This window comes from Salinivibrio sp. VYel1 (assembly GCF_009377945.1).
GTDB classification, from domain to species: Bacteria; Pseudomonadota; Gammaproteobacteria; order Enterobacterales; family Vibrionaceae; genus Salinivibrio; species Salinivibrio siamensis.
Genome location: NZ_RSAM01000003.1, coordinates 172537 through 197973, shown reverse-complemented (window position 1 = coordinate 197973; position 25437 = coordinate 172537). Strand labels below are relative to the sequence as shown.

Genomic DNA, 25437 nt, shown 5'->3' with positions numbered 1-25437 from the left:
GTATGTCTTTTTCACAGATTGACAATCATTGGTTGGTAGGCGCGCGCGCTTGCCTGTCTCCTCATCATAACCAACGCCCGGAGAGTAACGATATCTCCTTGCTGGTGATCCACAATATCAGCCTGCCGCCCGGTCAGTTTGACGGTCCCTATATTGAACAGTTTTTTCAGGGGCACCTCGATCCGGCTGAACACCCTTACTTTGCCGAGATCGCATCGCTTCGCGTCTCTGCCCACCTACTGATCCGACGAGATGGAAGTGTGATCCAGTTTGTACCATTCAGTGCGCGTGCATGGCATGCTGGCGCTTCGTGTTTTGACGGTCGGCAGCAATGTAACGATTTTTCTATCGGTATTGAGCTAGAGGGCACAGACACACATCCATACACCGATCAGCAGTACCAATCGTTAGCGGCGATCACGCAGACGCTGATGCAGTACTACCCAGCCATTACCCGTGATCGAATCACAGGACACCAACATATTGCCCCAGGACGAAAAACGGATCCTGGCGCGGCGTTTGACTGGAAAAAGTTACACGCGCTGATTTAAATGCCTATTGCGTTGATTGATCTAAATGGTCTGACCAATTTTGAAGGGCGGAGTATTCGTGGCTGTCAGGCTAAAAATACACAGGTTTCCATGATGTCAATCAAAGTTCAGGTGGACAGAATACCCGCTGTCTGGTAACTTTAGGGATCAATAAAGTAATTGGTCTTACCAATTTACAATCAGTCAGTTTCTGCAATTAAGCGCCAAGCTTAGGGTGCGGATGGTCAATAAATACAATGGCATATCAGCGAATTCGTCAACCTAAACTCTCAGATGTAATTGAAAAAGAGCTCGAAGGCTTAATTCTGGAAGGGACCTTGTCTCCAGGCCAGAAGTTACCGCCTGAACGAGAGTTAGCGACGCAATTTGATGTGTCTCGCCCGTCAGTGCGCGAAGCGATTCAACGGCTGGAAGTCAAAAAGCTACTGACGCGCAAGCAAGGTGGCGGCACCTTTGTCAGTGAACGCCTTTGGCAACGCTTCTCTGAGCCACTGCTAGAGTTATTGGCGGACCATCCAGAAACCCAGCTTGACTTACTGGAGTCACGACATGCCTTGGAGGGTATTTCTTCTTATTTTGCCGCACTACGGGGCACAGAAGAGGATTTCTCTCGCATTGAAGACTGTCATGACGCCATTCGCCAAGCGCAGCAAAATGGGGACTTAGAGGCAGAAGCATCGGCTGTGATGCAGTATCTCGTTGCCGTAACGGAAGCGGCGCATAATGTGGTGTTACTTCACATCATGCGCAGTCTCGCGCCGTTACTGGAACAGAATATTTTGCAAAATTTTGAGCTACTTTATCGCCGTCAAGAGACGGTGGAAAACGTCAGCCGACACCGAGCTGAGATAGTGGATGCGATTACCGCTGGCGAGCCAGAAAAAGCCCGACAAGCGTCGCATGCACACTTGGCTTACATTGAGGAAACTCTGTTGGATCTTGGTCGAGAAGAAAGCCGTCGCGAACGGTCTCTACGTCGAATTCAACAACGCAAGGACGAGTTGGAGTAGCCTTATTCGCACCGATAAAAACGCGAAGGGCACTGCAGCTGCGACAACGTTTGTTTTGTACGAGTCAATCAACGAAAGGATAGATCGCCATGTCTGAAGTCATGAAACATGACGTGGACGCACTTGAAACACAAGAGTGGTTGCAAGCTCTTGAGTCAGTCGTTCGTGAAGAAGGTGTAGAACGTGCCCAGTTCCTTCTGGAGCAAGTATTAGGGCAAGCACGTTTAGACGGTGTTGACATGCCAACGGGCGTGACCACCAACTATGTAAATACCATTCCTGCTGATCAAGAACCTGCTTACCCAGGTGATGTGAATCTGGAACGCCGTATCCGTTCTATCATTCGTTGGAACGCAATCATGATCGTGTTGCGTGCGTCCAAGAAAGATTTAGAGCTGGGTGGCCACATGGCATCATTCCAGTCTTCGGCGGCATTTTATGAAACCTGCTTTAACCACTTCTTCCGTGCGCCTAACGAGAAAGACGGTGGCGACCTGGTGTACTATCAAGGTCATATTTCTCCAGGTATCTATGCGCGTGCGTTTGTTGAAGGCCGCTTGAGCGAAGAGCAGCTCGACAACTTCCGTCAGGAAGTCGATGGCAAAGGGGTGTCTTCATATCCGCACCCGAAACTGATGCCTGAGTTCTGGCAGTTCCCAACCGTATCTATGGGTCTGGGTCCCATTGCGTCTATCTATCAAGCGCGTTTCCTCAAATACCTCAACGGTCGTGGCCTGAAAGACACCTCTGAGCAGCGTGTTTATGCGTTCCTTGGTGACGGTGAGATGGATGAGCCAGAATCACGCGGTGCGCTGTCATTTGCGGCGCGTGAAAAACTGGATAACCTCTGCTTCTTGATTAACTGTAACCTGCAGCGCCTTGATGGCCCTGTGATGGGTAACGGTAAAATCGTTCAAGAGCTGGAAGGCCTCTTTAAAGGCGCTGGCTGGAACGTGATCAAAGTGGTTTGGGGCTCTGGCTGGGACAAACTGCTGGCCAAAGACACCTCAGGTAAATTGCTGCAGTTGATGAATGAAACCATCGACGGTGATTACCAGACGTTCAAATCGAAAGATGGCGCTTACGTCCGCGAACACTTCTTCGGCAAGTACCCAGAAACGGCAGCCTTGGTTGCAGACATGACTGACGAAGAGATCTTTGCACTTAAGCGTGGTGGCCACGAGCCATCTAAATTGTTTGCTGCCTTCAAAGCAGCACAAGAGTGCAATGACCGTCCAACCGTGATCTTGGCGAAAACCGTAAAAGGTTATGGCATGGGTGAAGCGGCTGAAGGGAAAAACATCGCGCACCAAGTCAAGAAAATGGACATGACCCATGTTCACGCGATGCGTGATCGTCTTGGCCTACAAGACTTGTTGTCTGACGACGATGTACAAAACCTGAAGTACCTAAAGTTGGAAGAAGGCTCTGCCGAGTACGAATACCTGCACGCACGTCGTAAGGCACTTCACGGTTATACTCCACAGCGTCTGCCGAAATTTACGCAAGAACTGACACTGCCAGAACTGGACGATTTCTCAGCCCTGCTGTCTGAGCAGAAGCGTGATATCTCCACCACCATGGCCTTTGTACGCTCTTTGAATGTATTGCTGAAAGACAAAAGCATTGGCAAAAACATTGTGCCAATCATTGCCGACGAAGCGCGTACCTTTGGTATGGAAGGTCTGTTCCGTCAAGTAGGTATCTACAACCCACACGGTCAGACTTACACTCCAGAAGACCGCGGTGTGGTGTCTTACTACAAAGAAGACCAAGGCGGTCAGGTACTGCAAGAAGGGATCAACGAGCTCGGTGCGATGTCATCGTGGGTAGCCGCGGCGACCTCTTACAGCACTAATGATCTGCCCATGATCCCATTCTACATCTACTACTCAATGTTCGGCTTCCAACGTGTTGGCGACATGGCGTGGATGGCGGGTGACCAACAAGCACGTGGTTTCCTATTGGGTGCCACTGCCGGTCGTACAACGCTTAACGGTGAAGGTCTACAGCACGAAGACGGTCACAGCCATATCCTGGCGAGCACGGTACCTAACTGTGTTTCTTACGACCCAACCTTCGCGTACGAAGTGGCGGTGATCATGCAAGACGGTATCCGTCGCATGTACGGCCCTGACCAAGAAAACATCTACTACTACCTGACGCTGATGAACGAAAACTATCATCAGCCAGCCATGCCTGAGGGCGCGGAAGAAGGTATCCGCAAAGGTATCTACAAGCTAGAAACCTACACGGGCGACAAAGCGAAAGTCCAGCTAATGGGCTCGGGCACCATCATGACCGAAGTGCGCAAAGCGGCGAAACTGCTGAGCGACGAATTCGGCGTGGCGTCTGACGTTTACAGCGTGACCTCGTTCAACGAGCTAGCACGTGACGGTCAGGATGTGGATCGTTTCAACATGCTGAACCCAGATGCAGAAAGCAAAGTGCCTTATATCCAAACGGTCATGGGCACAGAGCCAGCTATCGCTGCGACTGACTACATGAAGAACTATGCTGACCAAGTTCGTGCGTTTATCCCAGCTGAATCCTACAAAGTACTGGGCACTGACGGCTTTGGTCGTTCTGACAGCCGCGAAAACCTCCGTCGTCACTTCGAAGTGAACGCAGGCTATGTGGTTGTGGCGGCACTTAATGAGCTGGCTAAGCGTGGCGATGTTGACAAAAAAGTGGTCGCAGAAGCGATCAAAAAATTCGACATCGATACCAACAAAGTAAACCCGCTGTTCGCGTAAGAGGCTGAAATAATGTCAATCGAGATTAATGTACCTGACATCGGTGCGGATGAAGTAGAAGTGACTGAGATCCTTGTCAGCGTGGGTGACAAGGTTGAAGAAGAGCAGTCGTTAATCACCGTTGAAGGTGATAAAGCATCCATGGAAGTCCCTGCGTCACAAGCGGGTGTGGTCAAGGAAATTAAAATTGCCGAAGGTGACAAAGTGACCACCGGCTCTTTGATGATGATCTTTGAAGCAGAAGACGCCGCGCCAAGTGCGCCCGCGCAAGAGGCGGCGCCAGCTGCCCCTGCTGCTCCAGCGGCTGCGTCAGAAATCAAAGAAGTGCACGTGCCTGATATCGGCGGCGATGAAGTCGAAGTCACCGAGATCATGGTGGCGGTAGGCGATAGCGTCGAAGAAGAGCAATCACTGATCACCGTTGAAGGCGATAAAGCCTCAATGGAAGTGCCAGCACCGTTTGCAGGGACTGTCAAAGAGATCAAGATTGCTTCGGGTGACAAAGTGTCAACCGGCTCTCTTATCATGATGTTTGAAGTCGGCAGCAGTGCCCCTGCTGAGGTGCCAGCACAGGCTGCACCTGCCGCCGCTGCGTCAGAAGCAAAAGATGTAAACGTTCCTGACATTGGCGGTGATGAAGTTGAAGTGACTGACATCATGGTCGCTGTAGGCGATACGGTTGAAGAAGAACAGTCTCTGATCACCGTTGAAGGCGACAAAGCGTCGATGGAAGTGCCGGCACCGTTTGCGGGTACGGTTAAAGAAATCAAAATCGCCGCGGGCGATAAAGTGTCTACCGGCTCGCACATCATGGTGTTCGAAGTCGCCGGTAGCGCACCAGCAGCACCTGCCGCGGCACCTGCTGCAGAGGAAAAATCTGCGCCAGCGCCAAAAGCGGAAGCACCTGCAGCGGCTAAAGCTGATGCCGGTAAAGACGAGTTTGTCGAAAACAAAGAGTACGCCCATGCGTCACCTGTTGTGCGTCGTCTTGCGCGTGAATTCGGTGTTAACTTGGCAAAAGTCAAAGGCACTGGCCGTAAAGGACGTGTACTGAAAGAAGACGTGCAAGGCTACGTGAAAGAGGCGCTTAAGCGTCTTGAATCTGGCGCAGCATCTGGCTCAGGCGACGGTAGTGCACTGGGTCTGCTACCTTGGCCGAAAGTCGACTTCAGCAAATTCGGTGAAACGGAAGAAAAACCACTGTCTCGCATCAAGAAGATCTCGGGTGCGAACCTGGCACGTAACTGGGTAATGATCCCGCACGTGACCCAGTGGGATAACGCCGATATCACTGAAGTTGAAGCGTTCCGTAAAGAGCAAAACGCGATCGAGAAGAAGAAAGAGTCAGGCATGAAGATCACCCCATTGGTGTTCATCATGAAAGCGGCTGCTAAAGCGCTGGAAGCTTTCCCTTCATTCAACGCGTCACTGTCTGAAGATGGTGAAAGCCTGATCATGAAGAAGTATGTCAACATCGGTATCGCGGTTGACACACCAAACGGTCTGGTCGTGCCTGTCTTTAAAGACGTGAATAAGAAAGGCATCCACGAGCTATCTGAAGAGCTGATGGTGGTATCGAAGAAAGCCCGTGGCGGTAAGCTAACGGCCTCTGACATGCAAGGTGGTTGCTTTACCATCTCTAGCCTAGGGGGGCTCGGCGGTACGGCGTTTACGCCAATCGTTAATGCACCAGAAGTGTCTATCTTGGGCGTGTCTAAGTCAGAAATGAAGCCAGTATGGAACGGTAAGGACTTTGAACCTCGCCTAATGCTGCCGCTATCGCTGTCTTACGACCACCGTGTGATTGACGGTGCCGAGGGCGCGCGCTTTATTAGCTACCTCAACGGCTTACTGTCTGATATTCGCCGTTTGGTACTCTAATCGCAATACCAACAACCCGACTGGCCGGTTAAAGGTCGGTCGGGAATTGTTGTGCAGCTCACAGGCTATGGGTTTTTATTTTTCAGCCCATTAACATGGCTGTAAACTGTGGCTCCCAGATACCCACAACAATAAAAAATTACCGCTCTTAGCCTGTCAGGGAATAAGACTATAACGAGGTCAGAATGAGTAAAGAAATCAAAGCGCAAGTCGTCGTCCTTGGCGCTGGTCCTGCTGGATACTCCGCCGCTTTCCGCTGTGCCGACCTAGGTTTGGAAACCGTATTGGTTGAACGTTACAACAACCTTGGCGGTGTGTGTCTAAACGTCGGCTGTATTCCATCTAAAGCCCTACTTCACGTTGCCAAAGTGATTGAAGAAGCCAAAGCCATGGCCGAGCACGGCGTGGTATTCGGCGAACCACAAACCGATATCGACAAGATCCGTTCTTGGAAAGATAAGGTTATTGGTCAACTGACGGGCGGCTTAGGCGGTATGGCCAAGCAGCGTAAAGTGACAGTCGTTAATGGCACAGGCCGTTTCACTGGTGCCAACACCCTGTTAGTCGAAGGGGAAGAAAGCACTACCATCAACTTTGATAATGCCATCATCGCGGCTGGCTCTCGTCCAATCGAGCTGCCATTTATCCCGCATGATGACCCACGCATTTGGGACTCCACCGACGCGCTTGAGCTCAAAGAAGTGCCTGAAAAAATGCTGTTAATGGGTGGCGGTATCATTGGTCTAGAGATGGGAACCGTTTACCACGCACTCGGCTCACAGGTTGATGTGGTCGAAATGTGCGATCAGGTGATCCCTGCGGCAGATAAAGATGTGATCAAAGTCTTTACCAAGCGCATCAGCAAGAAGATGAACCTCATGCTGGAAACCAAGGTGACCGCGGTAGAAGCCAAAGAAGACGGCATCTACGTCACCATGGAAGGCAAGAAAGCCCCAGCAGAGCCTGTACGCTATGACGCTGTCTTGGTTGCTATCGGCCGTAGCCCGAATGGCAAACTGCTTGATGCGGGCCAAGCGGGTGTTGAAGTCGACGATCGTGGCTTTATCAATGTTGATAAGCAAATGCGCACCAACGTGCCGCACATCTATGCGATTGGTGACATCGTGGGTCAGCCTATGCTGGCGCACAAAGGTGTACACGAAGGCCATGTGGCGGCAGAGGTTATCTCAGGTAAGAAGCATTACTTCGATCCAAAAGTGATCCCATCGATTGCGTACACTGAGCCAGAAGTGGCTTGGGTCGGAAAAACTGAGAAAGAGTGTAAAGAAGAAGGCATTAACTACGAAGTGGCGACCTTCCCATGGGCGGCTTCAGGTCGTGCGATTGCGTCTGACTGTTCAGACGGTATGACCAAAATGATCTTCGACAAAGACACCCACCGTGTGATTGGTGGTGCCGTCGTGGGTACCAACGGCGGTGAGCTGCTGGGTGAAATCGGTCTTGCCATCGAAATGGGTTGTGATGCCGAAGATGTCGCCTTGACAGTACACGCTCACCCCACCTTGCACGAATCGGTTGGTTTGGCTGCAGAAGTGTTTGAAGGCTCAATCACTGATATGCCTAACCCGAAAGCGAAGAAAAAGAAATAAACCACACGTTTATGTTTTTCTGACTCAGCCCCGCCATGCGGGGCTTTTTTGTACCTGTGATGTACTTCTGGGTCGTGAACAATAAAAAAGCGGGCCAAGGCCCGCTTAGTGCGTCAGTCGGTAGCATCGCAATGGTTTAAAGCTTAAAGCTCCCAACCAAGGTATCAAGACGTTTGGAAAGATCGCGCAGTGACTCACTGGCTTCTGCCATGGTGTTGGCGGTATCAGCGGTTTGCTGCGAGCTGTGGTTAATCTCTTCGATATTTTGGTTAATATCGTTGACCACGGTGGACTGCTCTTCAGTCGCGGTGGCCACCTGGGTGTTCATGTCCGAGATTTGTACAATCTGCTCGTTGATTGCATTGAGCGATTGTGAGGCCTCATCGGAGGCATTGACCCCTTCAGCGGTCATGGTGCGACTTTGCTCCATAGCATCCACGGCGTTGCGCGCTTCTTGCTGCAGGCGGTCAATCATGGTCTGGATTTCATCGGTGGAATCAGAGGTGCGACTGGCCAAGCTGCGTACCTCATCGGCGACAACCGCAAAGCCACGTCCTTGCTCGCCGGCTCGCGCCGCTTCAATTGCCGCATTCAACGCCAGTAAGTTGGTTTGCTCGGAGATCCCGCGAATCACATCCAAAATGCCGCCGATCGAATCGGTGTTTTCAGCCAAGGCGCTGATCACTTTCGACATATTCTCCATGTCATCAGCAAGGCGAGCGATTGTATCCCGTGCCTGGGTCACCACGCCTTGGCCACTTGCCGCATCATCAGAGGCTTGGTTGGCGGCACTGGCAGCACTGGCGGCATTGCCTGCAATCTCATTAACGGTCGCCCCCATTTCATTGATGGCGGTAACCACTTGCACGGTGCGATCCCGCTGATACTCGCTTTGCGATTGGGTAGCACTGGCTTGTGAAGAGACTTGCTCGGCCGCACTACGTAATTCGCCACCGGTACGGGCAACGTCTGAGACTAGACGATGGATTTTCTCCACAAAACTGTTGAAACCAGAGGCGAGTTGGCCAATTTCATCTTGGCTATTGATATCCACGCGTTGGCGCAAGTCCCCTTCACCTTCACCGATTTCACGGAACACATTGGCGACATATTGGATGGGTTTGGTAATGGTCGCAGCTAACCAGACGGCAACGACGATAAAAATGAGACCGACGACGACCGATACCATCAGGATCTGATTGCGCGTTTCATTGAGAGGCGCGTAAACCTCTTCGGCAGGGACATCGGCGATAACAAACCAATCCATGGAGGGCACATAACTGGATGCCAGCAGGACCTCTTCACCATTAATACGGGTGTCGAGCAGGTTAAAATCGCCTTTTTGCAGCAAGCTGCGCGCTTGGCCACCATAAATATCACTCAGGGTTTGCTCACCCATCAGATTGGTGTCGCGGTGTAATTGGACCAAGCCCTCAGCGTTGACTAAGAACACAAACCCTGACTGCTCAATTTTAAATTGATTCAAAAAGCGGGTCATGTCCTCCAACGAGCGTGAGAAACCGGCTAACCCTTTGCCGTTGAGCTGTTGGAAGTTAACAAATAGCTTGAGTTCGCCGTTTTCTTCTTGGAAAACCTGGGCCATGGTGGCATTGCCACTGTCGAGGAAGTTGTAAAACCAACTGTCTTTTTCACGCGTTAACACACGTAAAAATCCGTTCTGATTCCAATACTGCCCGGTGTTGCGGTTGGCAATGGAGGCATCATTCAAATCGTATTGCTCACGTAATACGTTGAGCTGTTTGATCACGCGGGTTTCTTCTGCGGGTGTAATATCTTGGTTGATGATATCTAGCATCACCGGGTTAGAGGCAAGCTGGCGTGCGGCCGATTGTAGCTGGTTGACCTCACTGTCAATGGTATCTCTAAACTGGGTGAGGGTGGTGGGAAGCTCGTTTTCTAACAGGCGCTTTTCCATGATGTCGCGTGCTTGGCTTAAGCTCATATAACTGATGATGGCGGTGGAGGCGATCACCGCTGAGACAAATGCCAACACGAGTTTTTGTTTGATCGTGAGTTGCTTTAGCTTCATGCCCTTCTCTCTATTTGGTCTATTAACAGACGATAGGTTAGCGTGACAAAAATGTGATGATGTTTATGGCACTAACATCTAAGTTAGCAGATATGTGTGAATGATTGGTTATGTATCGACCATGAAACAATAAAATTGAAGCCTTTGCTCAGGGTTATTGATAAAAATGACACTTTACTCGCGCTTTCAACATAAAGCGGTAAAAGTGCGTCGTCGTTTGAAGGAGATAGGGCGCAAAGCAATGGTAGTCGGATCACTGCGCGATGGCGAAAAGCGGTGTAGAATCAGTTACAACCGCGACAGGCTCTGGGTAACTTATACCTAGAGGTGTGGATTAGCGTACCGCGTTACTACGACCTAAGTATTATGTTTCACAAAACGAGTAGATTTTAATTTTAGGTTAAAAATGCTATCCTCACGCAGCGGTTACGTGCTCGAACCCTCGTCTTGCTGGAAAATTTTAATAAACTTCGCCGGATAAGCGTGATACGAGTACTAACACTTTCCAAGGATGTTGGATCATACGGTCTGACCGAGAAAAGAGGAAATAGTCGTGCTTGAAGCCTACCGTAAACACGTCGAAGAACGTGCCGCTCAGGGTATTGTGCCTAAACCGCTTAACGCTGAGCAAACCGCCAGTTTGATAGAACTGCTGAAAAACCCGCCCGCTGGCGAAGAAGAAACTCTCGTTTATTTACTGGAAAACCGAATCCCACCCGGTGTGGATGAAGCCGCTTACGTGAAAGCAGGCTTTCTGGCCGCACTGGCAAAAGGTGAAGCGCAGTCTCCGTTGATTAGCCCCGAGCGTGCCACTGAATTACTTGGCACCATGCAAGGTGGCTACAACATCGAGCCGCTGATCACCTTACTTGATGATGACAAGCTCGCGCCGATTGCGGCGAAAGTGCTGTCTCATACCTTATTGATGTTCGATGCGTTTTACGACGTTGAAGACAAAATGAAAGCAGGCAATGCCTACGCCAAGCAGGTGATGGAGTCGTGGGCGAACGCTGAGTGGTACCTGGAAAAACCACAAATTCCTGAAAAAGTGACACTGACGGTGTTCAAAGTCTCGGGTGAAACCAACACCGATGACTTGTCACCCGCGCCAGATGCTTGGTCTCGTCCTGATATTCCCCTGCACGCGCTGGCCATGCTGAAAAACGAGCGTGAAGGTATTCACCCGGACAAACCGGGAGAGATTGGCCCGATCGAGCAAATGAAAAAGCTGGAAGAAAAAGGTCATCCACTGGTTTATGTCGGTGATGTGGTCGGTACTGGCTCGTCTCGTAAGTCGGCAACCAACTCGGTGTTGTGGTTTATGGGGCACGATATTCCTAACGTCCCTAACAAGCGCTCAGGTGGTTTTTGTTTAGGTGGCAAAATCGCGCCTATTTTCTTTAATACCATGGAAGATGCGGGCGCGCTGCCGATTGAACTTGATGTGAGCAAGCTCAACATGGGCGATGTGATTGACCTGTATCCGGCCGACGGCAAAGTGTGCAAGCACGGCACCGATGATGTCCTATCTACCTTCCAACTAAAAACAGACATCTTGTACGATGAAGTGCGTGCTGGCGGACGTATTCCATTGATCATTGGCCGAGGCCTGACTGACAAAGCCCGCGAATGCTTAGGGCTTGAGCCGTCTGAGGTGTTCCGTCGCCCACGTCCGGTGGCTGATTCCACCAAAGGCTTTACCTTGGCACAAAAAATGGTGGGTAAAGCGTGTGGCGTTGAGGGCGTGCGCCCGAACACCTATTGTGAGCCAAAAATGACCACCGTGGGCTCACAAGATACCACCGGGCCCATGACGCGCGACGAGCTGAAAGATTTGGCCTGCCTTGGCTTTACCGCTGATTTGACCATGCAGTCGTTCTGCCATACCTCTGCTTATCCAAAACCGGTTGATGTGGAAACACACCATACGTTGCCCGACTTTATTATGAACCGTGGTGGCGTGGCGCTGCGTCCCGGTGACGGTGTGATCCACTCATGGCTCAACCGAATGCTGTTGCCCGATACCGTGGGGACGGGTGGGGATTCACACACCCGTTTCCCGCTGGGCATTTCGTTCCCTGCTGGCTCAGGTCTCGTGGCCTTTGCGGCCGCGACCGGCGTGATGCCACTGGATATGCCAGAATCTGTCCTAGTGCGCTTTAAAGGTGAGATGCAACCTGGGGTAACGCTACGCGACCTGGTTCATGCTATCCCTTACTTTGGCATTCAAAAAGGGCTGCTGACGGTGGAGAAATCGGGCAAGATTAACGAGTTCTCTGGCCGTATTTTGGAAATCGAAGGGGTTGAGCACCTGACGGTAGAGCAAGCGTTTGAGCTGTCAGATGCGTCAGCGGAGCGCTCTGCGGCTGGCTGTACGGTCAAGCTGTCGCAAGATTCAGTGGCTGAATACCTCGAGTCGAACATTGTGATGCTTAAGTGGATGATCTCTGAGGGCTATGGCGATCGCCGTACCATCGAGCGCCGCATTCAAGCTATGCAGCAATGGTTGGAAAACCCAAGTTTGATGGAAGCAGATAAAGATGCCGAATATGCGCATGTGCTCGAGATCGACTTGGCTGACATCAAAGAGCCGATTTTGTGCGCGCCGAATGACCCAGATGATGCACGTAGCTTGTCAGATGTGGCAGGTGACAGTGTTGATGAAGTCTTTATCGGCAGCTGTATGACGAACATTGGTCACTTCCGCGCGGCGGGTAAACTGCTGGACAAGTTCGGAGGGAGTTTATCTACCCGTATGTGGGTGGCACCACCGACGAAGATGGACCGAGATCAGCTCACCGCCGAAGGTTACTACGGTATTTATGGCCGAGCAGGGGTGCGCATCGAAACGCCAGGGTGCTCGTTGTGTATGGGTAACCAAGCGCGTGTGGCAGAAAAATCGACTGTGCTGTCGACCTCGACGCGAAACTTCCCTAATCGACTGGGTACAGGCGCGAATGTCTATCTCGCGTCAGCGGAGTTGTCTGCTGTCGGCGCGATCCTTGGCCGTATTCCGACTAAAGAGGAGTACCTTGAGTACGCGGAGCAAATCAATGCGACCGCCAGCGATACCTATCGCTACCTCAACTTCCATCAAATGGATGCCTACACCAAAAAAGCGGATGATGTGATTATTAAAGCAGCGGTATAACGGCTGCTGACTCATTTCGTTCTGAAAGCGCCCCAGACGTGGGGCGCTTTTTTTATGTGTGTTAAGCCGTTGTGGATCGATGGGAGGAGAGTCGGATCATGCGTGCGATGTTTTCACTGGTGCGAATGAGGTTTTTTTTACTGTTCATTAGCGCGTCGCTCAATTCACAGGGGCCGGCTTGAATGGGAAATATCGCCGTGACACCTTGTTGGTAAAGCGCTTCGCAATCGTCACCCACACTGCCTGCGAGCACCACGACTGGGATCTGATAAGCTTGTGCAATGCTGGCGATAGCAGCCGGCACTTTGCCGTGCTGCGTTTGTCCATCGACACGCCCCTCGCCAGTGATCACCCAATCGGCATTGGCCAATAATGAATGAGCCTGGGTGCGTGAGAGTAATAAGTCGACCCCGGGTTCGAGTCTTGCCCCGAGTAGCCCGCCCAAGGCAGCACCTATACCTCCTGCTGCGCCGGCGCCAGAAAAGTGGCAAACCGACTGTCCCAGTTGCAAGTGACAGATACTCGCAAAGCGGTGCAGGTATTGCTCTAAGACACGGATATCCTCTTCTTGTCCGCCTTTTTGTGGCCCAAAGATAGTGGTGGCGCCGTGCGGTCCACATAATGGATTATCCACATCGCAGGCGGCGGTCAGTGTCACGGGCTTAAGCCGTGAATCAAGCGTATCAAGATCAATTGTCATCAAGGCGCCGAGTCCTTCCCCGGTGGGCGTGATGGGGTGGCCTGCGCCATCAAGGAGCTTGGCACCGAGGGCGGTCAAGATCCCCGCACCGGCATCATTGGTCGCACTGCCGCCCAACCCGATAATGATTTCGTCAATATCATGGTCAAGTGCGGCGCGAATAAGCTCGCCAGTGCCTAAGCTGGAGGTATGACGAGGGTTGCGTGCGTCTTGTGGGACTAAGGGAAGGCCTGAAGCACTGGCAACATCGATAACGGCCAGACGATGTTCGCGATTGATAACAAATTCGGCGGTCACCGGGCGAAAGTCGGGTCCAGTCACCTCACAGTGATAACGCTCACCGCCGATTTGGTCGAGAAAACTTTGCGCATAACCTTCGCCCCCATCCGCCATTGGCAGTTGTGAAAAGCGAGCGTGAGGCAAAATAGGCGCCATGCCTGCCTCGATCGCCTGTGCAACATGGCGAGCATTCAGGCTCTCTTTAAATGAATCAGGCGCGATCACGATATGCATAAGCCTATCCTTTACTGCTTACTGTTATTCCATTTAAGTATGGTTGAAGTGACATTTTGATGACAGCACTGGCTTGGCAATTCTGACAAAAAGCAGGACAATAGCCGGCCAATTTTGGAGGTCAGTGTGGATTACGAATTTTCTCGCAACAGTTTTGATGACAGCTACCGGATTGTTTTTTCGATGGGACATGAAGCCATAGGACGTTGGCTATTGGATGAACTCGGCACTGAGCTGACTCAAGTAACATCCTGTCTACATACCCTGCAGCAACTTGAGTCAGAGCAGCAGTGGCGCGGGCATACGTTCACGCTTACCGCCAATCGTGATGAGGTCGTGGTGGTGGCGAATGCCATGCTGCAACCTGCCTCGGACGAGGCGCAAACCACGCTCAATGAGCAAGCGCTGACCTTTTACGATGAAGAAAGTTACGCGGCGTGTGGTTACCAAGACTTTGTGGTGATGCTGGACGCCTACCAAGACTTCATTGTCCGTTACGGTCGACGTTAAGCGGGTTCTCTGAGTCAACTCTTCATGGCTGAGCACGTATCACCGTGTGCGTGCTTCGAATGGCTGAACCTCCCCCTCGCTTTTTCTCCTGATTCTCGTTCCGATGTTCCTCCTTGGTGCAATCGCATGCTGCTCCCCCTGGCATGCGCTGTGTTGGTGAATAATTCGCACTTATATGGTGCAAATGAAAGCCTTTCTATCCCGAGCTTATTTAAATTATTGATTTTAAATAAGTTAAATGTTGGCACGGCTCTTGATAGTTAGACGATGATGCAAACACAAGGACTCAGGAGAAGGATATGAAACTGATTAGCGCCATTATCAAGCCGTTCAAGCTTGATGACGTACGTGAAGCGTTGGCGGATGCTGGCATTGACGGCATGACTGTCTCAGAGGTGAAAGGTTTCGGCCGCCAAAAAGGGCACACAGAGTTATACCGTGGTGCTGAGTATCAGGTCGATTTTTTACCCAAAGTAAAATTAGAAATCGCTGTGCAGAGCGAACATGTCGACAGTGTTGTGGAGGCGATCTCTAAGGCCGCACAAACGGGCAAGATCGGCGACGGTAAAATCTTCGTCTTTGATCTTCAGCAGGCGGTGCGGATCCGTACTGGTGAGATGGATCTGGAAGCAATTTAAAAACAGGGAGTAAAGACAATGGAACTGGTAAACACGGTGACTGAATTGCGCTACGCGCTCGACACCTTTTTCTTTCTTTTATCTGGTGCGTTAGTGATGTGGATGGCGGCTGGCTTTGCCATGTTAGAGGCAGGCTTGGTGCGCTCGAAAAACACCACTGAGATACTGACCAAAAATATCTGCCTCTATGCTATCGCTTGTACCATGTACCTGTTGGTGGGCTACAACATTATGTACGTGGACAACAGTGGCGGCGGTTTTGTCCCTTCTTTTGGGGCCTTGATTGGCACCCAAGGCGCCGATGCGGATCATTCGCTCGAATCTGACTTCTTCTTCCAAGTGGTGTTTGTTGCCACCGCCATGTCTGTGGTGTCAGGGGCGGTTGCCGAGCGCATGAAACTGTGGGCGTTCCTCGTGTTCTCTGTCATCTTAACTGCGGTGATTTATCCGGTTGAAGGTTACTGGACATGGGGCGGAGGCTTCCTCTCAGAGGCTGGTTTTAGTGACTTCGCCGGCTCTGGGATTGTTCACATGGCGGGCGCGGCGGCAGCCCTCGCAGGTGTGCTACTTTTGGGGGCGCGTAAAGGTAAATACGGAAAAAATGGTAAAATTAACCCCATTCCTGGCTCAAACCTGCCTCTGGCAACACTGGGTACCTTCATCTTGTGGTTCGGCTGGTTCGGTTTTAACGGCGGCTCACAACTGATGGTGTCAGATTTTGAAAATGCCACGGCTGTCGGACAAATCTTCTTGAATACCAATGCGGCGGCAGCGGCTGGTGCGATAGCAGCATTACTGGTGTGTAAAACCCTATGGGGGAAAGCCGATTTGACCATGGTACTCAACGGTGCCTTAGCCGGCTTAGTGGCCATCACGGCGGATCCGTTATCGCCTTCACCCGTGGCAGCGCTGATTATCGGTGCGGTATCGGGTGTGATTGTCGTATTCAGTATTGTTGGTCTGGATAAGGTCAAAGTGGATGATCCTGTCGGTGCTATCTCCGTGCACGGTGTATGTGGCTTCTTTGGCCTGATGGTTGTGCCATTAAGTAACACAGGGGCGACCTTTGGTGCGCAGCTTCTGGGGGCGGCAGTGATTTTTGCTTGGGTATTTGCGGCAAGTTTCCTCGTGTGGCTGGTGCTGAAAAATACCATGGGCATTCGTGTCACCGAAGAAGAGGAGATGTCAGGGATGGATCTTCACGACTGTGGTATTGATGCGTATCCCGAATTTGTTAGCGTAAAATAGTCAGTTACACGTAACTCGAGTAAACTCTGAAACGAAACCTTACATTTTTGGATGTAAGGTTTCTTTCTTTTTGCGTCTGATCATATTGAGCCCTGAGTCATTAGTTGTATACTAACGAAACTGAGATTCGTTATCATTTATCATCATATTTAAGGACTACCACGATGAAAAAACTACTGATTGCCTCGGCTATCACCGCAAGCCTATTAGGAACCAGCGCCGCGGTTGCGTCCGAAGAAGTCAATGTTTACTCGTATCGCCAACCTTTCTTGATTGAACCCATGTTCGATGCGTTTACCGAAGAGACCGGCATTGCTGTGAATGTTAAATTCGCTAAAAAAGGCATGGCGGAAAAGGTCAAGCAAGAAGGTGAGTACAGCCCGGCTGACGTACTGCTAACCGTTGATATTTCACGCCTTAAAGAGCTGGTAAACCAAGACGTGGTACAGCCCGTGCAAAGTGATGTTATCGATCAAAACGTGCCTGAGCAGTTCCGAGATAGTGAAGATAAGTGGGTCGCGCTGACAACACGAGCTCGTGCGGTATACTCTTCACGCGAGCGTGTCGGCAAATTGGGTGACGATTTTGATTATCTCGACTTGGCAAAACCAGAATGGAAAGGCAAGATTTGCACCCGTTCAGGTAAACACCCATACAATGTCTCTTTAGTGTCAGCTATCATCGAAAACCACGGTGAAGCGAAAGCCAAAGAGTGGCTTGAGGGCGTAAAAGACAACCTCGCACGTAAACCACAAGGCAATGATCGTGCACAAGTGAAAGCGATCAAAGAAGGCCTGTGTGACGTCTCACTGGGTAATAGCTATTACCTAGGCAAAATGCTGAACGACGAAGAACAAACAGCGTGGGCGGAAGCGGTTTACTTGAACTATCCTGGCCAAAACGCGCACGGTACGCACGTGAACGTGAGTGGCATGGCGATGGCGAAGTACGCACCGAACGAAGAAAACGCGCTAAAACTAATGGAATTTTTAACGTCAGACAAAGCACAGCATATGTATGCTGAGGTGAACTTCGAAGAGCCTGTGAAGCCGGGTGTTGAGCAGTCTGAGCTCGTGGCGTCTTGGGGCGACTACAAGCATGACCCAATGCCGCTTGAGGCGATTGCGGATAACTACAGCCAGTCAGTGAAACTGCTGGATGAAGTTCAGTTCGACCTGTAAGCCATTGCATAGGGGCGGATGCCGCCCCTGTTGTCTTTCTCTGACGCCTTAATGTAGTAGGCCATGCGAGATAGATTACCCATGATAAAAACCAGCAGTTGGGGCTTAGCCCTATTGCTGGTTTTGCCGATCTTAGCGATCTTTTATACCGCGGTGGGCGATACTGGGGATATTTTCCCCCATTTGTTCGAGACCGTACTGCCGACTTATACCTTGAACACCAGCTTGTTAGTGGCTGGCGTGGTGGCGATTGCGATTATCCTCGGGGTGCCCACCGCGTGGATGCTGGCCATGTATCAGGTACCGGGCAGCCGGCAACTGCAGTGGGCGATGGTGCTTCCGCTTGCGATGCCGGGCTATATTATTGGCTATATCTATACCGATTGGTTTGATTATGCCGGTCCGCTACAACGTGGCTTGCGGGCATTGTTTGAATGGCAAACGGTCAATGATTACTGGTTTCCCGATATGCGTACCTTGCCGGGTGCGTGTTTTGTGCTGGCGTTAGTCTTATACCCTTATATCTACCTGCTCACCCGTGCCGCGTTTATGGAGCAAAGTGTCACCTTGACCCACTCTGCGCGTTTGCTCGGTTGCTCGCCGATGCAAAGCTTTCGTCGCATTTCTTTACCCTTGGCACGGCCGGCGATTGCGGTGGGGGCCTCTTTGGTGGCGATGGAGGCGCTGGGCGATTTTGGTACGGTCAATTACTTTGCGGTCAGCACCCTGACAACCGCAGTCTATGATACTTGGTTGAGCTACTCGAGCTTAACCGCTGCCGCCAAAATCTCTGCGATCATGCTGGTTGCTATCTTCCTTTTGATCAGTGCTGAACGTTATGGGCGACGTAAACAAGCACAATTTAGTCCAAGCTCGAGCAGTGATGCGATTGAGAAAATGCCCTTAACAGGCTGGCGTAAAGTGGGGGTGTTAGCCTGGTGTTGGAGTCTGCTGTCACTGGCGTTTATTTTACCTCTGCTCCAGCTTTTAGTTTATGCATGGCACTACTACGAAAAAAATGCGGTCAGCGAGTTTGCCACTTTTAGCTATAACAGCTTTTATACCTCAAGTTTAGCGGCGCTCATTGCCGTCGGCATTGCGTGGACAGTGAATGTGTATCGCCGCCTGCGTGGGCATGGGGTCAGTGTGGCGCCCATGCGATTGGCGTCTATGGGGTATGCGGTGCCGGGCACGGTGCTTGCGATTGGCGTGATGTTAGTGCTGACGCGCAGCGATCACTTCATTAACGATATCGCCACGCATTACGGCTGGGGACGGCCTGGCCTCCTATTATCTGGCACCATGGTGGCCTTATTGGTGGCCTTTGTCGTGCGGTTCAGTGCCGTCGCCATTGGCAGCATTGAATCAAGCATGGCCAAAATTCCTCCTTCATTGGATATGGCGGCGCGAACCATGGGGTGCACCATCACAGGGGTGATTCGTCGTGTGCATTTACCCTTAATTCGGCGGGGGACACTCATTGCGATGCTGTTGGTGTTTATTGAGTCGATGAAAGAGCTTAATGCTGCGATTCTATTACGCCCTTTTAATTTCGAAACACTGGCCACTTATGTGTACAACTTTACCTCGGATGAGCACCTAGAGTATGCCGCCTTACCTGCCATTTTGTTGGTCGTGGTTGGCTTGGTCCCCCTTATCCTGATTAATCGGTCATTGGAGCAAAAATATCAATGAAGTGTGCGCTCGCGATAGAGAATTTGACCTGCAGTTATAACGGCACCCCTGTTTTAAAAGATTTGTCGCTGCAAGTCGCGCCGGGAGAAATTGTGTGCTTGCTCGGCGCCAGTGGCTGCGGGAAGACGACGTTGCTAAAAGCGATGGCAGGATTAATGCCATTATCGTCAGGAAAACTATCGATTGGGTGCAAACTCATGGACGATAATCAGCATTCAATCCCGCCAGAGCAACGTAATATTGGGATGATTTTTCAAGACTATGCGCTGTTCCCACACCTTACGGTGGCAGACAATGTGGGGTTTGGTCTGTCTGGATTCAGCGCGGCAGCGCGAAGTGAAAAAGTGGCTGAGATGCTCAAGCTGGTGCGTCTGGCGGAGCTGGGTGACCGCTATCCTCATCAGCTCTCGGGCGGCCAACAACAGCGCGTAGCGATAGCGAGAGCGCTGGCTTATGAACCGGATCTGTTATTGCTTGATGAGCCCTTTTCGAATATTGATACCCAGGTTCGTCATGATTTAATTGAAGAAATCCGACGCATTTTTAAATCCCAAGGCGTCACGGCGATCCTTGTGACGCACAGTCGGGAGGAAGCATTCGCGTTTGCCGATAAGCTAGCGGTAATGAATCAGGGGCTCATTGAACAGTATGGCGATACCACAGACGTGTATTACCAACCTGCGAGCCGTTTCGTCGCTGATTTTCTTGGCCAGGGCTCTTATGTGCCCGTAACGGTCTCGTCGCAAGAACAAATGCAGACACCGCTCGGTCCGTGGCCACGTCCGGTGCATTGTCACCCAGGCCCGCATTGGTGGTTACTGCGCCCTCAATTTCTAAGCATTCGTGCTGATGCTGAGGGGGAAGGACAGGTGTTATCCCAACAGTTTATGGGTGACAGTAGCCGTTATACCATCGATATCCATGGTCAAAAACTGTCGGTACACGCGCGTGAGCCGCTATTGGTAGGGGATAAAGTCAGCTTACATATTCGCCCCCACGAGCCAGTCCTGTTCAATGATGGGCCGAGTTTTATTGACGATTAAGACACCAGAACCAAAAAAGCCAACCGAGGGGTTGGCTTTTTACGGCGTTGACAACGCGGCTAGCTTTGTTGGCACAATACGTCAATATAGTGTTGAGCCATGGCGTTTAAAGCCGTTTTGTCGGGTTGCTGATGCGCCTGTAAAAATAGCACATAGCATACCCCTGCCAACATACTGGCAAGCTCACGCGGTTGGTGACGGTCGACCATCTCACCTTTTGCCATCCCGTGCTCGAACACTTGCTCGAACTGATCCATCGCGTCTCGACTGCCTTTGACAAAGCGTGGCCAAATATCCTCGCGAATAGAGGTACTCCACTCAAACCAGACTTTCATCCACGCTTTGTCTGCCAGTGCCGTGTCAATAATTTGCGAGGTAATGCAGTTTAGCGATGCCCGCATTGATTGATCTTGCCCAGTGCACTCATTAATCAGTTTAATGAAGTGTTTCTCGGTCTGGGCCAAGATCTCTTCCACCAAGTCTTCACGGGTTGGGAAGTAGTTAAATACCGTTGCGACGGAGACGTCTGCCATTTCGGCAATATCGGCGTGCCCCGCACGACCAATCCCGCGTTTGGCAAACACATCTAAGCCACACCCTAATAACTGCTCTTTGCGGCGCTCGGGCGATAGCCGCGTCCTTGTTCTCTCATTTGATTGAGCCATCCTAAAACCTGCCAACTTATTTTTGGTTTGTACAAATTAATTATTGTTTGTGCTAATGATTTTATTATTAGCGGGATTGAGTTTATACCAGCCATTTATGACCTGACAACGGCTAGAAGCCTGATCTAGGCCGTAAAAACGTAATTTTGTCTGCAAAAAAAGTCATTCATTACAAAAAACAAAGGCACGGATTATTTTTTCTTATCAATCAGTGTGATACCCAACTAGTGTGCGGGTGCATAAGCGATGAAAACGCGCTCGCTGGGATCCGCAATCGATTTAGTGCTAGACTATGCCACCTTTGTTAGTGACCTCCCTTTTGTGGAGAGACAACCATCGGGGCAGATATGAAACACACCGTTGAAGTGATGATTTCAGAGCAGGACGTACAGGCGCGAGTGAAAGCCTTGGGCACTGAGATCAGCGAGCACTATAAAGACTCATCTGAGTTGGTATTAGTGGGGCTGCTGCGTGGCTCGTTCGTTTTCATGGCGGATTTATGCCGTGCGATTGATATGCCGCATGCGGTCGACTTTATGACCGCATCAAGTTACGGCAACAGCATGGAAAGTACGCGTGATGTGCGTATTTTGAAAGACTTGGATGATGATATTAAAGGCAAAGACGTACTCTTAGTCGAAGACATCATCGATACTGGCAATACGCTGAGCAAGGTGTGTGAAATCCTGTCTTTGCGCGAGCCAAATTCAGTACGCATTTGTACATTGTTAGACAAGCCAGAGCGCCGAGAAGTTGACGTTAAGGTTGATTGGTTGGGCTTTACGATTCCAGATGAATTTGTGGTTGGTGTGGGCATTGATTATGCGCAAAAATACCGCCATCTGCCGTACGTCGGTAAAGTGATTCCATTGGATTAATTTTCACGGCGATTGGCAACGCTAATCATCGCGCAGAGCGTCTCACGAGCAATGAAAAACCGAGCGGTCGCTCGGTTTTTTTGTGCCTATGGTGAGTCAATAAGGGTGAGTCAGTGAGCGCCTTCTCGCTCGGGAGCCGGCGCGCGCTGATAATGCGCAGGGGATAACCCCAGCATTTCTTGTAGACAAGACGCCACCGCGACCGATGACCAAGTGCCTGTGAGCACGCCAACAAAGAGCGTCAGCGCAAAGCCATACAAGGCATCGCCACCTAATACCAACAAACATCCGATGGTAAATAGCGTGGTGCCAGCGGTGATCAAGGTGCGCGAGAACGTCTCACAGACCGCAATATTGGTGCTGACATACACACATTGGTTCGGTTTGGCTCTGAGCACGTCGCGCAGCCGATCGCCGATCACAATCGAGTCATTGAGCGAGTAACCGATCACGGCGAGGAGCCCGGCAATGACATTGAGATCCATCGGCACCGCAAGCATTGCGAGTAGGCCCAAGGTAAGCGTCACATCGTGCACCAGCGCTCCTACCGCCGCCAGGGCGAGACGCCATTCAAAGCGAATGGCCAAATAAAGCATGATGGCTAACGAGGCAACCAGCAGTGCTAACCCGCCTTGTTCAAACAGCACCTGCCCCACTTGAGGGCCGACGACGTTCGCTTGAACTAAAGTGACGGGCATGGCGAGCGCACGGCTGATTTGGGCGATGATCTGTTGCGGATCTTGCCATTGGGACGCGTGGGGTAAAATGAGTTGCCACTCGCCCTGAGTTGTACTTGGCGTGAGTGCTGCCAACTCGCCAAACTGACTGTGCAGGGCGGCGATCAGCGGTTCACTGCCAGTTAGGCTAGGGAGGGCGAAATCAATCACGATACCGCCGGTAAAATCGATCCCCAAGTTTAGGCCATAATAAGCGATCGCCCAGAGGCTGATCAGGATAAGCAGTCCCGAGAGCGCTAAGCTGGCATAGCGGACGTGTGTCAGTTTCATAAACAGGCTCCTTAAATGGTCACGGTGCGGCGGCGGTCGCGTCCCCAAATTGGGTTGATAATGGCTCGCGTGCCGACAATGCCGGTGATCATGCTCGCGCATAGTCCCAGAATCAGTGTGGTGGCAAACCCTTGTAATGGTCCTGAGCCGACCGCATACAAGCAGAGCGCAGAAATTAAGGTGGTGATATTGGCATCGAAAATCGTGCTAAAGGCCGCTCGATAACCGGTATCAATAGCATTGGCAAGGCTGTTCCCCGCGCGCAAGCGATCGCGAATACGCTCAAAGATAAGCACATTGGTATCGACCGCCATCCCCACGGTTAATACCAAGCCGGCGATCCCCGGTAGGGTCAGGACTGCGCCGGGCAGCAGCGCGAGTAGACCGACTTGCATCATCAAGTTGGCACCCAGCGAGACAATCGCGACCCAGCCAAAGCGGCGATACCAAAGCACCATAAAGATAGCCATACCTATCATGCCGACGGCCAGTGCAGAAAACCCTGCCTTGATATTATCGGCCCCCAAGGTCGGGCCAATCGCGCGTTCTTCAACGATTTTAATCGGTGCGGTGAGTGCGCCAGCGCGTAACAACATCGAGAGGTTACGGGCTTCTTCTGGGCTCGACAGGCCCGTGATCCGGAATCGATCGCTGAGCGCACTTTGAATCGTCGCGACGTTGATCACACGCTCGTTGGCAATCAGATCGCCCTGCTCATTAGCTTGATACTCACGGTACACAGTGGCCATGGGATCGCCTAAGTGACGTCGGGTAAAGGCCAGCATGGTTTCGCCACCGGGGCCATCCAAGCGAATATCCACTTGTGGACGACGCATTTCATCAACGCTGGTGCGCGCATCAATAATGTGTTCTCCACCCAAAATGGCATGACGTGCTAACGGCACTACATTGTGCTGTGAGTCATACAGGCGTTTCGGGCTGGTGGTATCGAGGGCATAGAACGCGAGTGAGGCTGTCGCGCCAATGACATTTTTAGCTTGCTTAGGATCGTGCACGCCGGGCAGTTCGATACGAATATAGTCTGTACCCTGACGTTGCACACTCGCCTCAGCCACGCCTAAGGCGTCGATACGTTTGCGAAGAATATCGATATTCTGACGCACGGCTTGATGGCTCATCGCGTCTTGCTCGGTATCGGTCATCTGCCAGCCATTCGTGGTGCGATTGAATCGCCATTGCGGATAATGCTTGGTAAACCAAGCGCCAGCTTTGCTGCGATCGCTGGCACTGAGCATCGGCAAGCGCACCGTCGTCTTATCTTTGGTGTTGACCGTTGCGTTAGCGGGTAAGTGCTGACTGTCTAACCAAAGGTTGAGGCTTTGTACTAACGTCTCGGCTTGATGGGCGAGTGCTTGGTCGGTATCAACCCAAAGCAACAATTGCACACCGCCGCGCAGATCGAGCCCTAGTTTTACCGGCTCGGCACCGAGTCGCGATAGCCACGCGGGTGCTGCGGATAAATAATCGAGGGTGATTTCCGCGTCGGGTCCTAGAGTGCCTTTTAATTGCTGTTGTACGTTCTGTTGCTGGCTAATATCGGGCGTGATTAAGGTAACCGTCCCTTGCGAGTCATAACGCACTTCACTCACGGTCTCAGGATGGGCTTTTAGCCAGTTTTGCAGTGCTTGATGCGAGTGATGAGACACGCTCACCACCGGGTGGTCGCCAAAAAAGCTTGGCAACGCCTGCAGGGTCAGGACGATTAATATCAGCACCAATGCGACGTAGTGCCATAAAGAATACCGATTGGCGGGGGATAATTTATTCATTCGTTCTCCTTGGCTGTGCATCACGCACAGCAAAACCGAATACCGAGCGCCAGCTCGATATTGTGATTAGGGGGAAAAGGCGCGACGGCCTTTAGGAAAGCGAACGATTAACGCGAATGAATAAAGCGATATTGTAGGTTGTGTTCTCGCCAGCCACCGAGGCGAGGGAGCGAAAAGGCAAGATACTGGCGTGGCAGGCACACCCCAAGTACGCACAAAAAGGCAATCAGGTGCCAAGCCAGGCGAATGTGCGGGGGAGGAAGAATCGCGGCTAAATGTGGCGGTTGGGTGTCGTCATCAGGCAATGCAGCAGGCAAGGCGACGCTGGCTCTCGCGGTAGAAACGAGCGCCGGAGTTTGCTCAAGGGCATGGACTTGGCTGCTTTGTTGAAACGGTGAAACCTGCGCTTGCGCCGCCACATTGACCAGCACCGCAAACAGCATCAGACCCGCCATCAGCCACAGGGTGAGCGGAGAGCGGTGCGTTGTCGATGATGAAGCGTGCGCGATCGGAGTCATGGCGGTGTTGTACGACGATTACGCCGCGATCACAAGCGTTAC

The 25437-nt window shown here is 51.5% G+C and carries 19 protein-coding genes; 13 read left to right on the top strand and 6 right to left on the bottom strand.

Features of this window, described 5'->3' with window-relative positions; all coding sequences use genetic code 11:
* Positions 1 to 2: 2 nt before the first annotated feature.
* From ampD to lpdA, 5 genes are all read left to right on the top strand, one after another.
* Positions 3 to 551: a 1,6-anhydro-N-acetylmuramyl-L-alanine amidase AmpD gene (gene ampD / locus EHW58_RS04790; RefSeq protein WP_077606094.1), complete on the top strand. Its 549-nt coding sequence runs from the start codon at positions 3 to 5 to the stop codon at positions 549 to 551.
* 236 nt (positions 552 to 787) lie between these two features.
* Entirely contained in the window at positions 788 to 1561 is a 774-nt protein-coding gene (gene pdhR, locus EHW58_RS04785) for a pyruvate dehydrogenase complex transcriptional repressor PdhR (RefSeq protein WP_046073985.1), read from the top strand.
* 89 nt (positions 1562 to 1650) lie between these two features.
* Positions 1651 to 4317 carry a pyruvate dehydrogenase (acetyl-transferring), homodimeric type gene (gene aceE, locus EHW58_RS04780; RefSeq protein ID WP_152795056.1) on the top strand — a complete coding sequence of 889 codons (2667 nt, stop codon included), beginning with the start codon at positions 1651 to 1653 and terminating at the stop codon, positions 4315 to 4317.
* A 12-nt stretch (positions 4318 to 4329) separates the two neighbouring features.
* Positions 4330 to 6198, top strand: coding sequence for a pyruvate dehydrogenase complex dihydrolipoyllysine-residue acetyltransferase (aceF, locus tag EHW58_RS04775; RefSeq protein ID WP_152795054.1), 1869 nt, complete (start codon positions 4330 to 4332; stop codon positions 6196 to 6198).
* 185 nt (positions 6199 to 6383) lie between these two features.
* On the top strand, positions 6384 to 7808 hold the full coding sequence (gene lpdA, locus EHW58_RS04770; protein WP_046073988.1) for a dihydrolipoyl dehydrogenase: 1425 nt from the start codon (positions 6384 to 6386) through the stop codon (positions 7806 to 7808).
* A 136-nt stretch (positions 7809 to 7944) separates the two neighbouring features.
* Here lpdA and EHW58_RS04765 read toward each other — a convergent pair whose 3' ends face one another.
* Positions 7945 to 9858, bottom strand: coding sequence for a methyl-accepting chemotaxis protein (locus EHW58_RS04765; RefSeq protein WP_046073991.1), 1914 nt, complete (start codon positions 9856 to 9858; stop codon positions 7945 to 7947).
* A 553-nt stretch (positions 9859 to 10411) separates the two neighbouring features.
* On the opposite strand from EHW58_RS04765, the gene acnB reads away from it, so the two are divergent.
* Positions 10412 to 13009: a bifunctional aconitate hydratase 2/2-methylisocitrate dehydratase gene (gene acnB, locus EHW58_RS04760; protein ID WP_046073992.1), complete on the top strand. Its 2598-nt coding sequence runs from the start codon at positions 10412 to 10414 to the stop codon at positions 13007 to 13009.
* A 61-nt stretch (positions 13010 to 13070) separates the two neighbouring features.
* On the opposite strand, the gene EHW58_RS04755 is transcribed toward acnB, so the two are convergent.
* On the bottom strand, positions 13071 to 14222 hold the full coding sequence (locus EHW58_RS04755; RefSeq protein WP_152795052.1) for a glycerate kinase: 1152 nt from the start codon (positions 14220 to 14222) through the stop codon (positions 13071 to 13073).
* 126 nt (positions 14223 to 14348) lie between these two features.
* Here EHW58_RS04755 and EHW58_RS04750 point away from each other — a divergent pair, with 126 nt between their 5' ends.
* From EHW58_RS04750 to EHW58_RS04725, 6 genes are all read left to right on the top strand, one after another.
* Entirely contained in the window at positions 14349 to 14732 is a 384-nt protein-coding gene (locus tag EHW58_RS04750; protein ID WP_172970005.1) for a YacL family protein, read from the top strand.
* A 299-nt stretch (positions 14733 to 15031) separates the two neighbouring features.
* On the top strand, positions 15032 to 15370 hold the full coding sequence (gene glnK / locus EHW58_RS04745) for a P-II family nitrogen regulator (protein ID WP_046073995.1): 339 nt from the start codon (positions 15032 to 15034) through the stop codon (positions 15368 to 15370).
* Positions 15371 to 15388: 18 nt separating this feature from the next.
* Complete coding sequence (locus tag EHW58_RS04740) at positions 15389 to 16618, top strand: ammonium transporter (RefSeq protein ID WP_046073996.1); 1230 nt, start codon at positions 15389 to 15391, stop codon at positions 16616 to 16618.
* Positions 16619 to 16782: 164 nt separating this feature from the next.
* Positions 16783 to 17799 carry a Fe(3+) ABC transporter substrate-binding protein gene (locus EHW58_RS04735; RefSeq protein WP_046073997.1) on the top strand — a complete coding sequence of 339 codons (1017 nt, stop codon included), beginning with the start codon at positions 16783 to 16785 and terminating at the stop codon, positions 17797 to 17799.
* A gap of 63 nt (positions 17800 to 17862) precedes the next feature.
* Positions 17863 to 19494, top strand: coding sequence for an iron ABC transporter permease (locus EHW58_RS04730; RefSeq protein ID WP_152795048.1), 1632 nt, complete (start codon positions 17863 to 17865; stop codon positions 19492 to 19494).
* Complete coding sequence (locus EHW58_RS04725) at positions 19491 to 20537, top strand: ABC transporter ATP-binding protein (RefSeq protein ID WP_077578733.1); 1047 nt, start codon at positions 19491 to 19493, stop codon at positions 20535 to 20537. Before EHW58_RS04730 ends, EHW58_RS04725 begins: the two co-directional genes overlap by 4 nt.
* Before the next feature lie 59 nt (positions 20538 to 20596).
* Here the strand turns inward: EHW58_RS04725 and EHW58_RS04720 are convergent, their stop codons facing one another.
* Entirely contained in the window at positions 20597 to 21202 is a 606-nt protein-coding gene (locus EHW58_RS04720) for a TetR/AcrR family transcriptional regulator (RefSeq protein WP_077578734.1), read from the bottom strand.
* Between the two features lie 347 nt (positions 21203 to 21549).
* On the opposite strand from EHW58_RS04720, the gene hpt reads away from it, so the two are divergent.
* A complete protein-coding gene (gene hpt / locus EHW58_RS04715; protein WP_152795047.1) occupies positions 21550 to 22080 on the top strand; it encodes a hypoxanthine phosphoribosyltransferase in 531 nt (176 codons plus the stop codon).
* Positions 22081 to 22190: 110 nt separating this feature from the next.
* On the opposite strand, the gene secF is transcribed toward hpt, so the two are convergent.
* The 3 genes from secF to EHW58_RS04700 form a co-directional block, all read right to left on the bottom strand.
* Positions 22191 to 23087, bottom strand: coding sequence for a protein translocase subunit SecF (secF, locus tag EHW58_RS04710; RefSeq protein ID WP_152795045.1), 897 nt, complete (start codon positions 23085 to 23087; stop codon positions 22191 to 22193).
* 11 nt (positions 23088 to 23098) lie between these two features.
* Entirely contained in the window at positions 23099 to 24877 is a 1779-nt protein-coding gene (gene secD / locus EHW58_RS04705) for a protein translocase subunit SecD (protein ID WP_227986281.1), read from the bottom strand.
* Between the two features lie 107 nt (positions 24878 to 24984).
* On the bottom strand, positions 24985 to 25395 hold the full coding sequence (locus EHW58_RS04700; RefSeq protein WP_152795041.1) for a hypothetical protein: 411 nt from the start codon (positions 25393 to 25395) through the stop codon (positions 24985 to 24987).
* Positions 25396 to 25437 lie beyond the last annotated feature (42 nt).

Coding starts and splice junctions, on each gene's coding strand:
- EHW58_RS04700 (WP_152795041.1), bottom strand. CDS start 25,395: ATGACTCCGATCGCGCACGCTTCATCATCGACAACGCACCGCTCTCCG.
- EHW58_RS04740 (WP_046073996.1), top strand. CDS start 15,389: ATGGAACTGGTAAACACGGTGACTGAATTGCGCTACGCGCTCGACACC.
- aceF (WP_152795054.1), top strand. CDS start 4,330: ATGTCAATCGAGATTAATGTACCTGACATCGGTGCGGATGAAGTAGAA.
- EHW58_RS04720 (WP_077578734.1), bottom strand. CDS start 21,202: ATGGCTCAATCAAATGAGAGAACAAGGACGCGGCTATCGCCCGAGCGC.
- pdhR (WP_046073985.1), top strand. CDS start 788: ATGGCATATCAGCGAATTCGTCAACCTAAACTCTCAGATGTAATTGAA.
- ampD (WP_077606094.1), top strand. CDS start 3: ATGTCTTTTTCACAGATTGACAATCATTGGTTGGTAGGCGCGCGCGCT.
- EHW58_RS04725 (WP_077578733.1), top strand. CDS start 19,491: ATGAAGTGTGCGCTCGCGATAGAGAATTTGACCTGCAGTTATAACGGC.
- EHW58_RS04730 (WP_152795048.1), top strand. CDS start 17,863: ATGCGAGATAGATTACCCATGATAAAAACCAGCAGTTGGGGCTTAGCC.
- hpt (WP_152795047.1), top strand. CDS start 21,550: ATGAAACACACCGTTGAAGTGATGATTTCAGAGCAGGACGTACAGGCG.
- secF (WP_152795045.1), bottom strand. CDS start 23,087: ATGAAACTGACACACGTCCGCTATGCCAGCTTAGCGCTCTCGGGACTG.
- lpdA (WP_046073988.1), top strand. CDS start 6,384: ATGAGTAAAGAAATCAAAGCGCAAGTCGTCGTCCTTGGCGCTGGTCCT.
- glnK (WP_046073995.1), top strand. CDS start 15,032: ATGAAACTGATTAGCGCCATTATCAAGCCGTTCAAGCTTGATGACGTA.
- EHW58_RS04765 (WP_046073991.1), bottom strand. CDS start 9,858: ATGAAGCTAAAGCAACTCACGATCAAACAAAAACTCGTGTTGGCATTT.
- EHW58_RS04735 (WP_046073997.1), top strand. CDS start 16,783: ATGAAAAAACTACTGATTGCCTCGGCTATCACCGCAAGCCTATTAGGA.
- secD (WP_227986281.1), bottom strand. CDS start 24,877: ATGAATAAATTATCCCCCGCCAATCGGTATTCTTTATGGCACTACGTC.
- EHW58_RS04755 (WP_152795052.1), bottom strand. CDS start 14,222: ATGCATATCGTGATCGCGCCTGATTCATTTAAAGAGAGCCTGAATGCT.
- aceE (WP_152795056.1), top strand. CDS start 1,651: ATGTCTGAAGTCATGAAACATGACGTGGACGCACTTGAAACACAAGAG.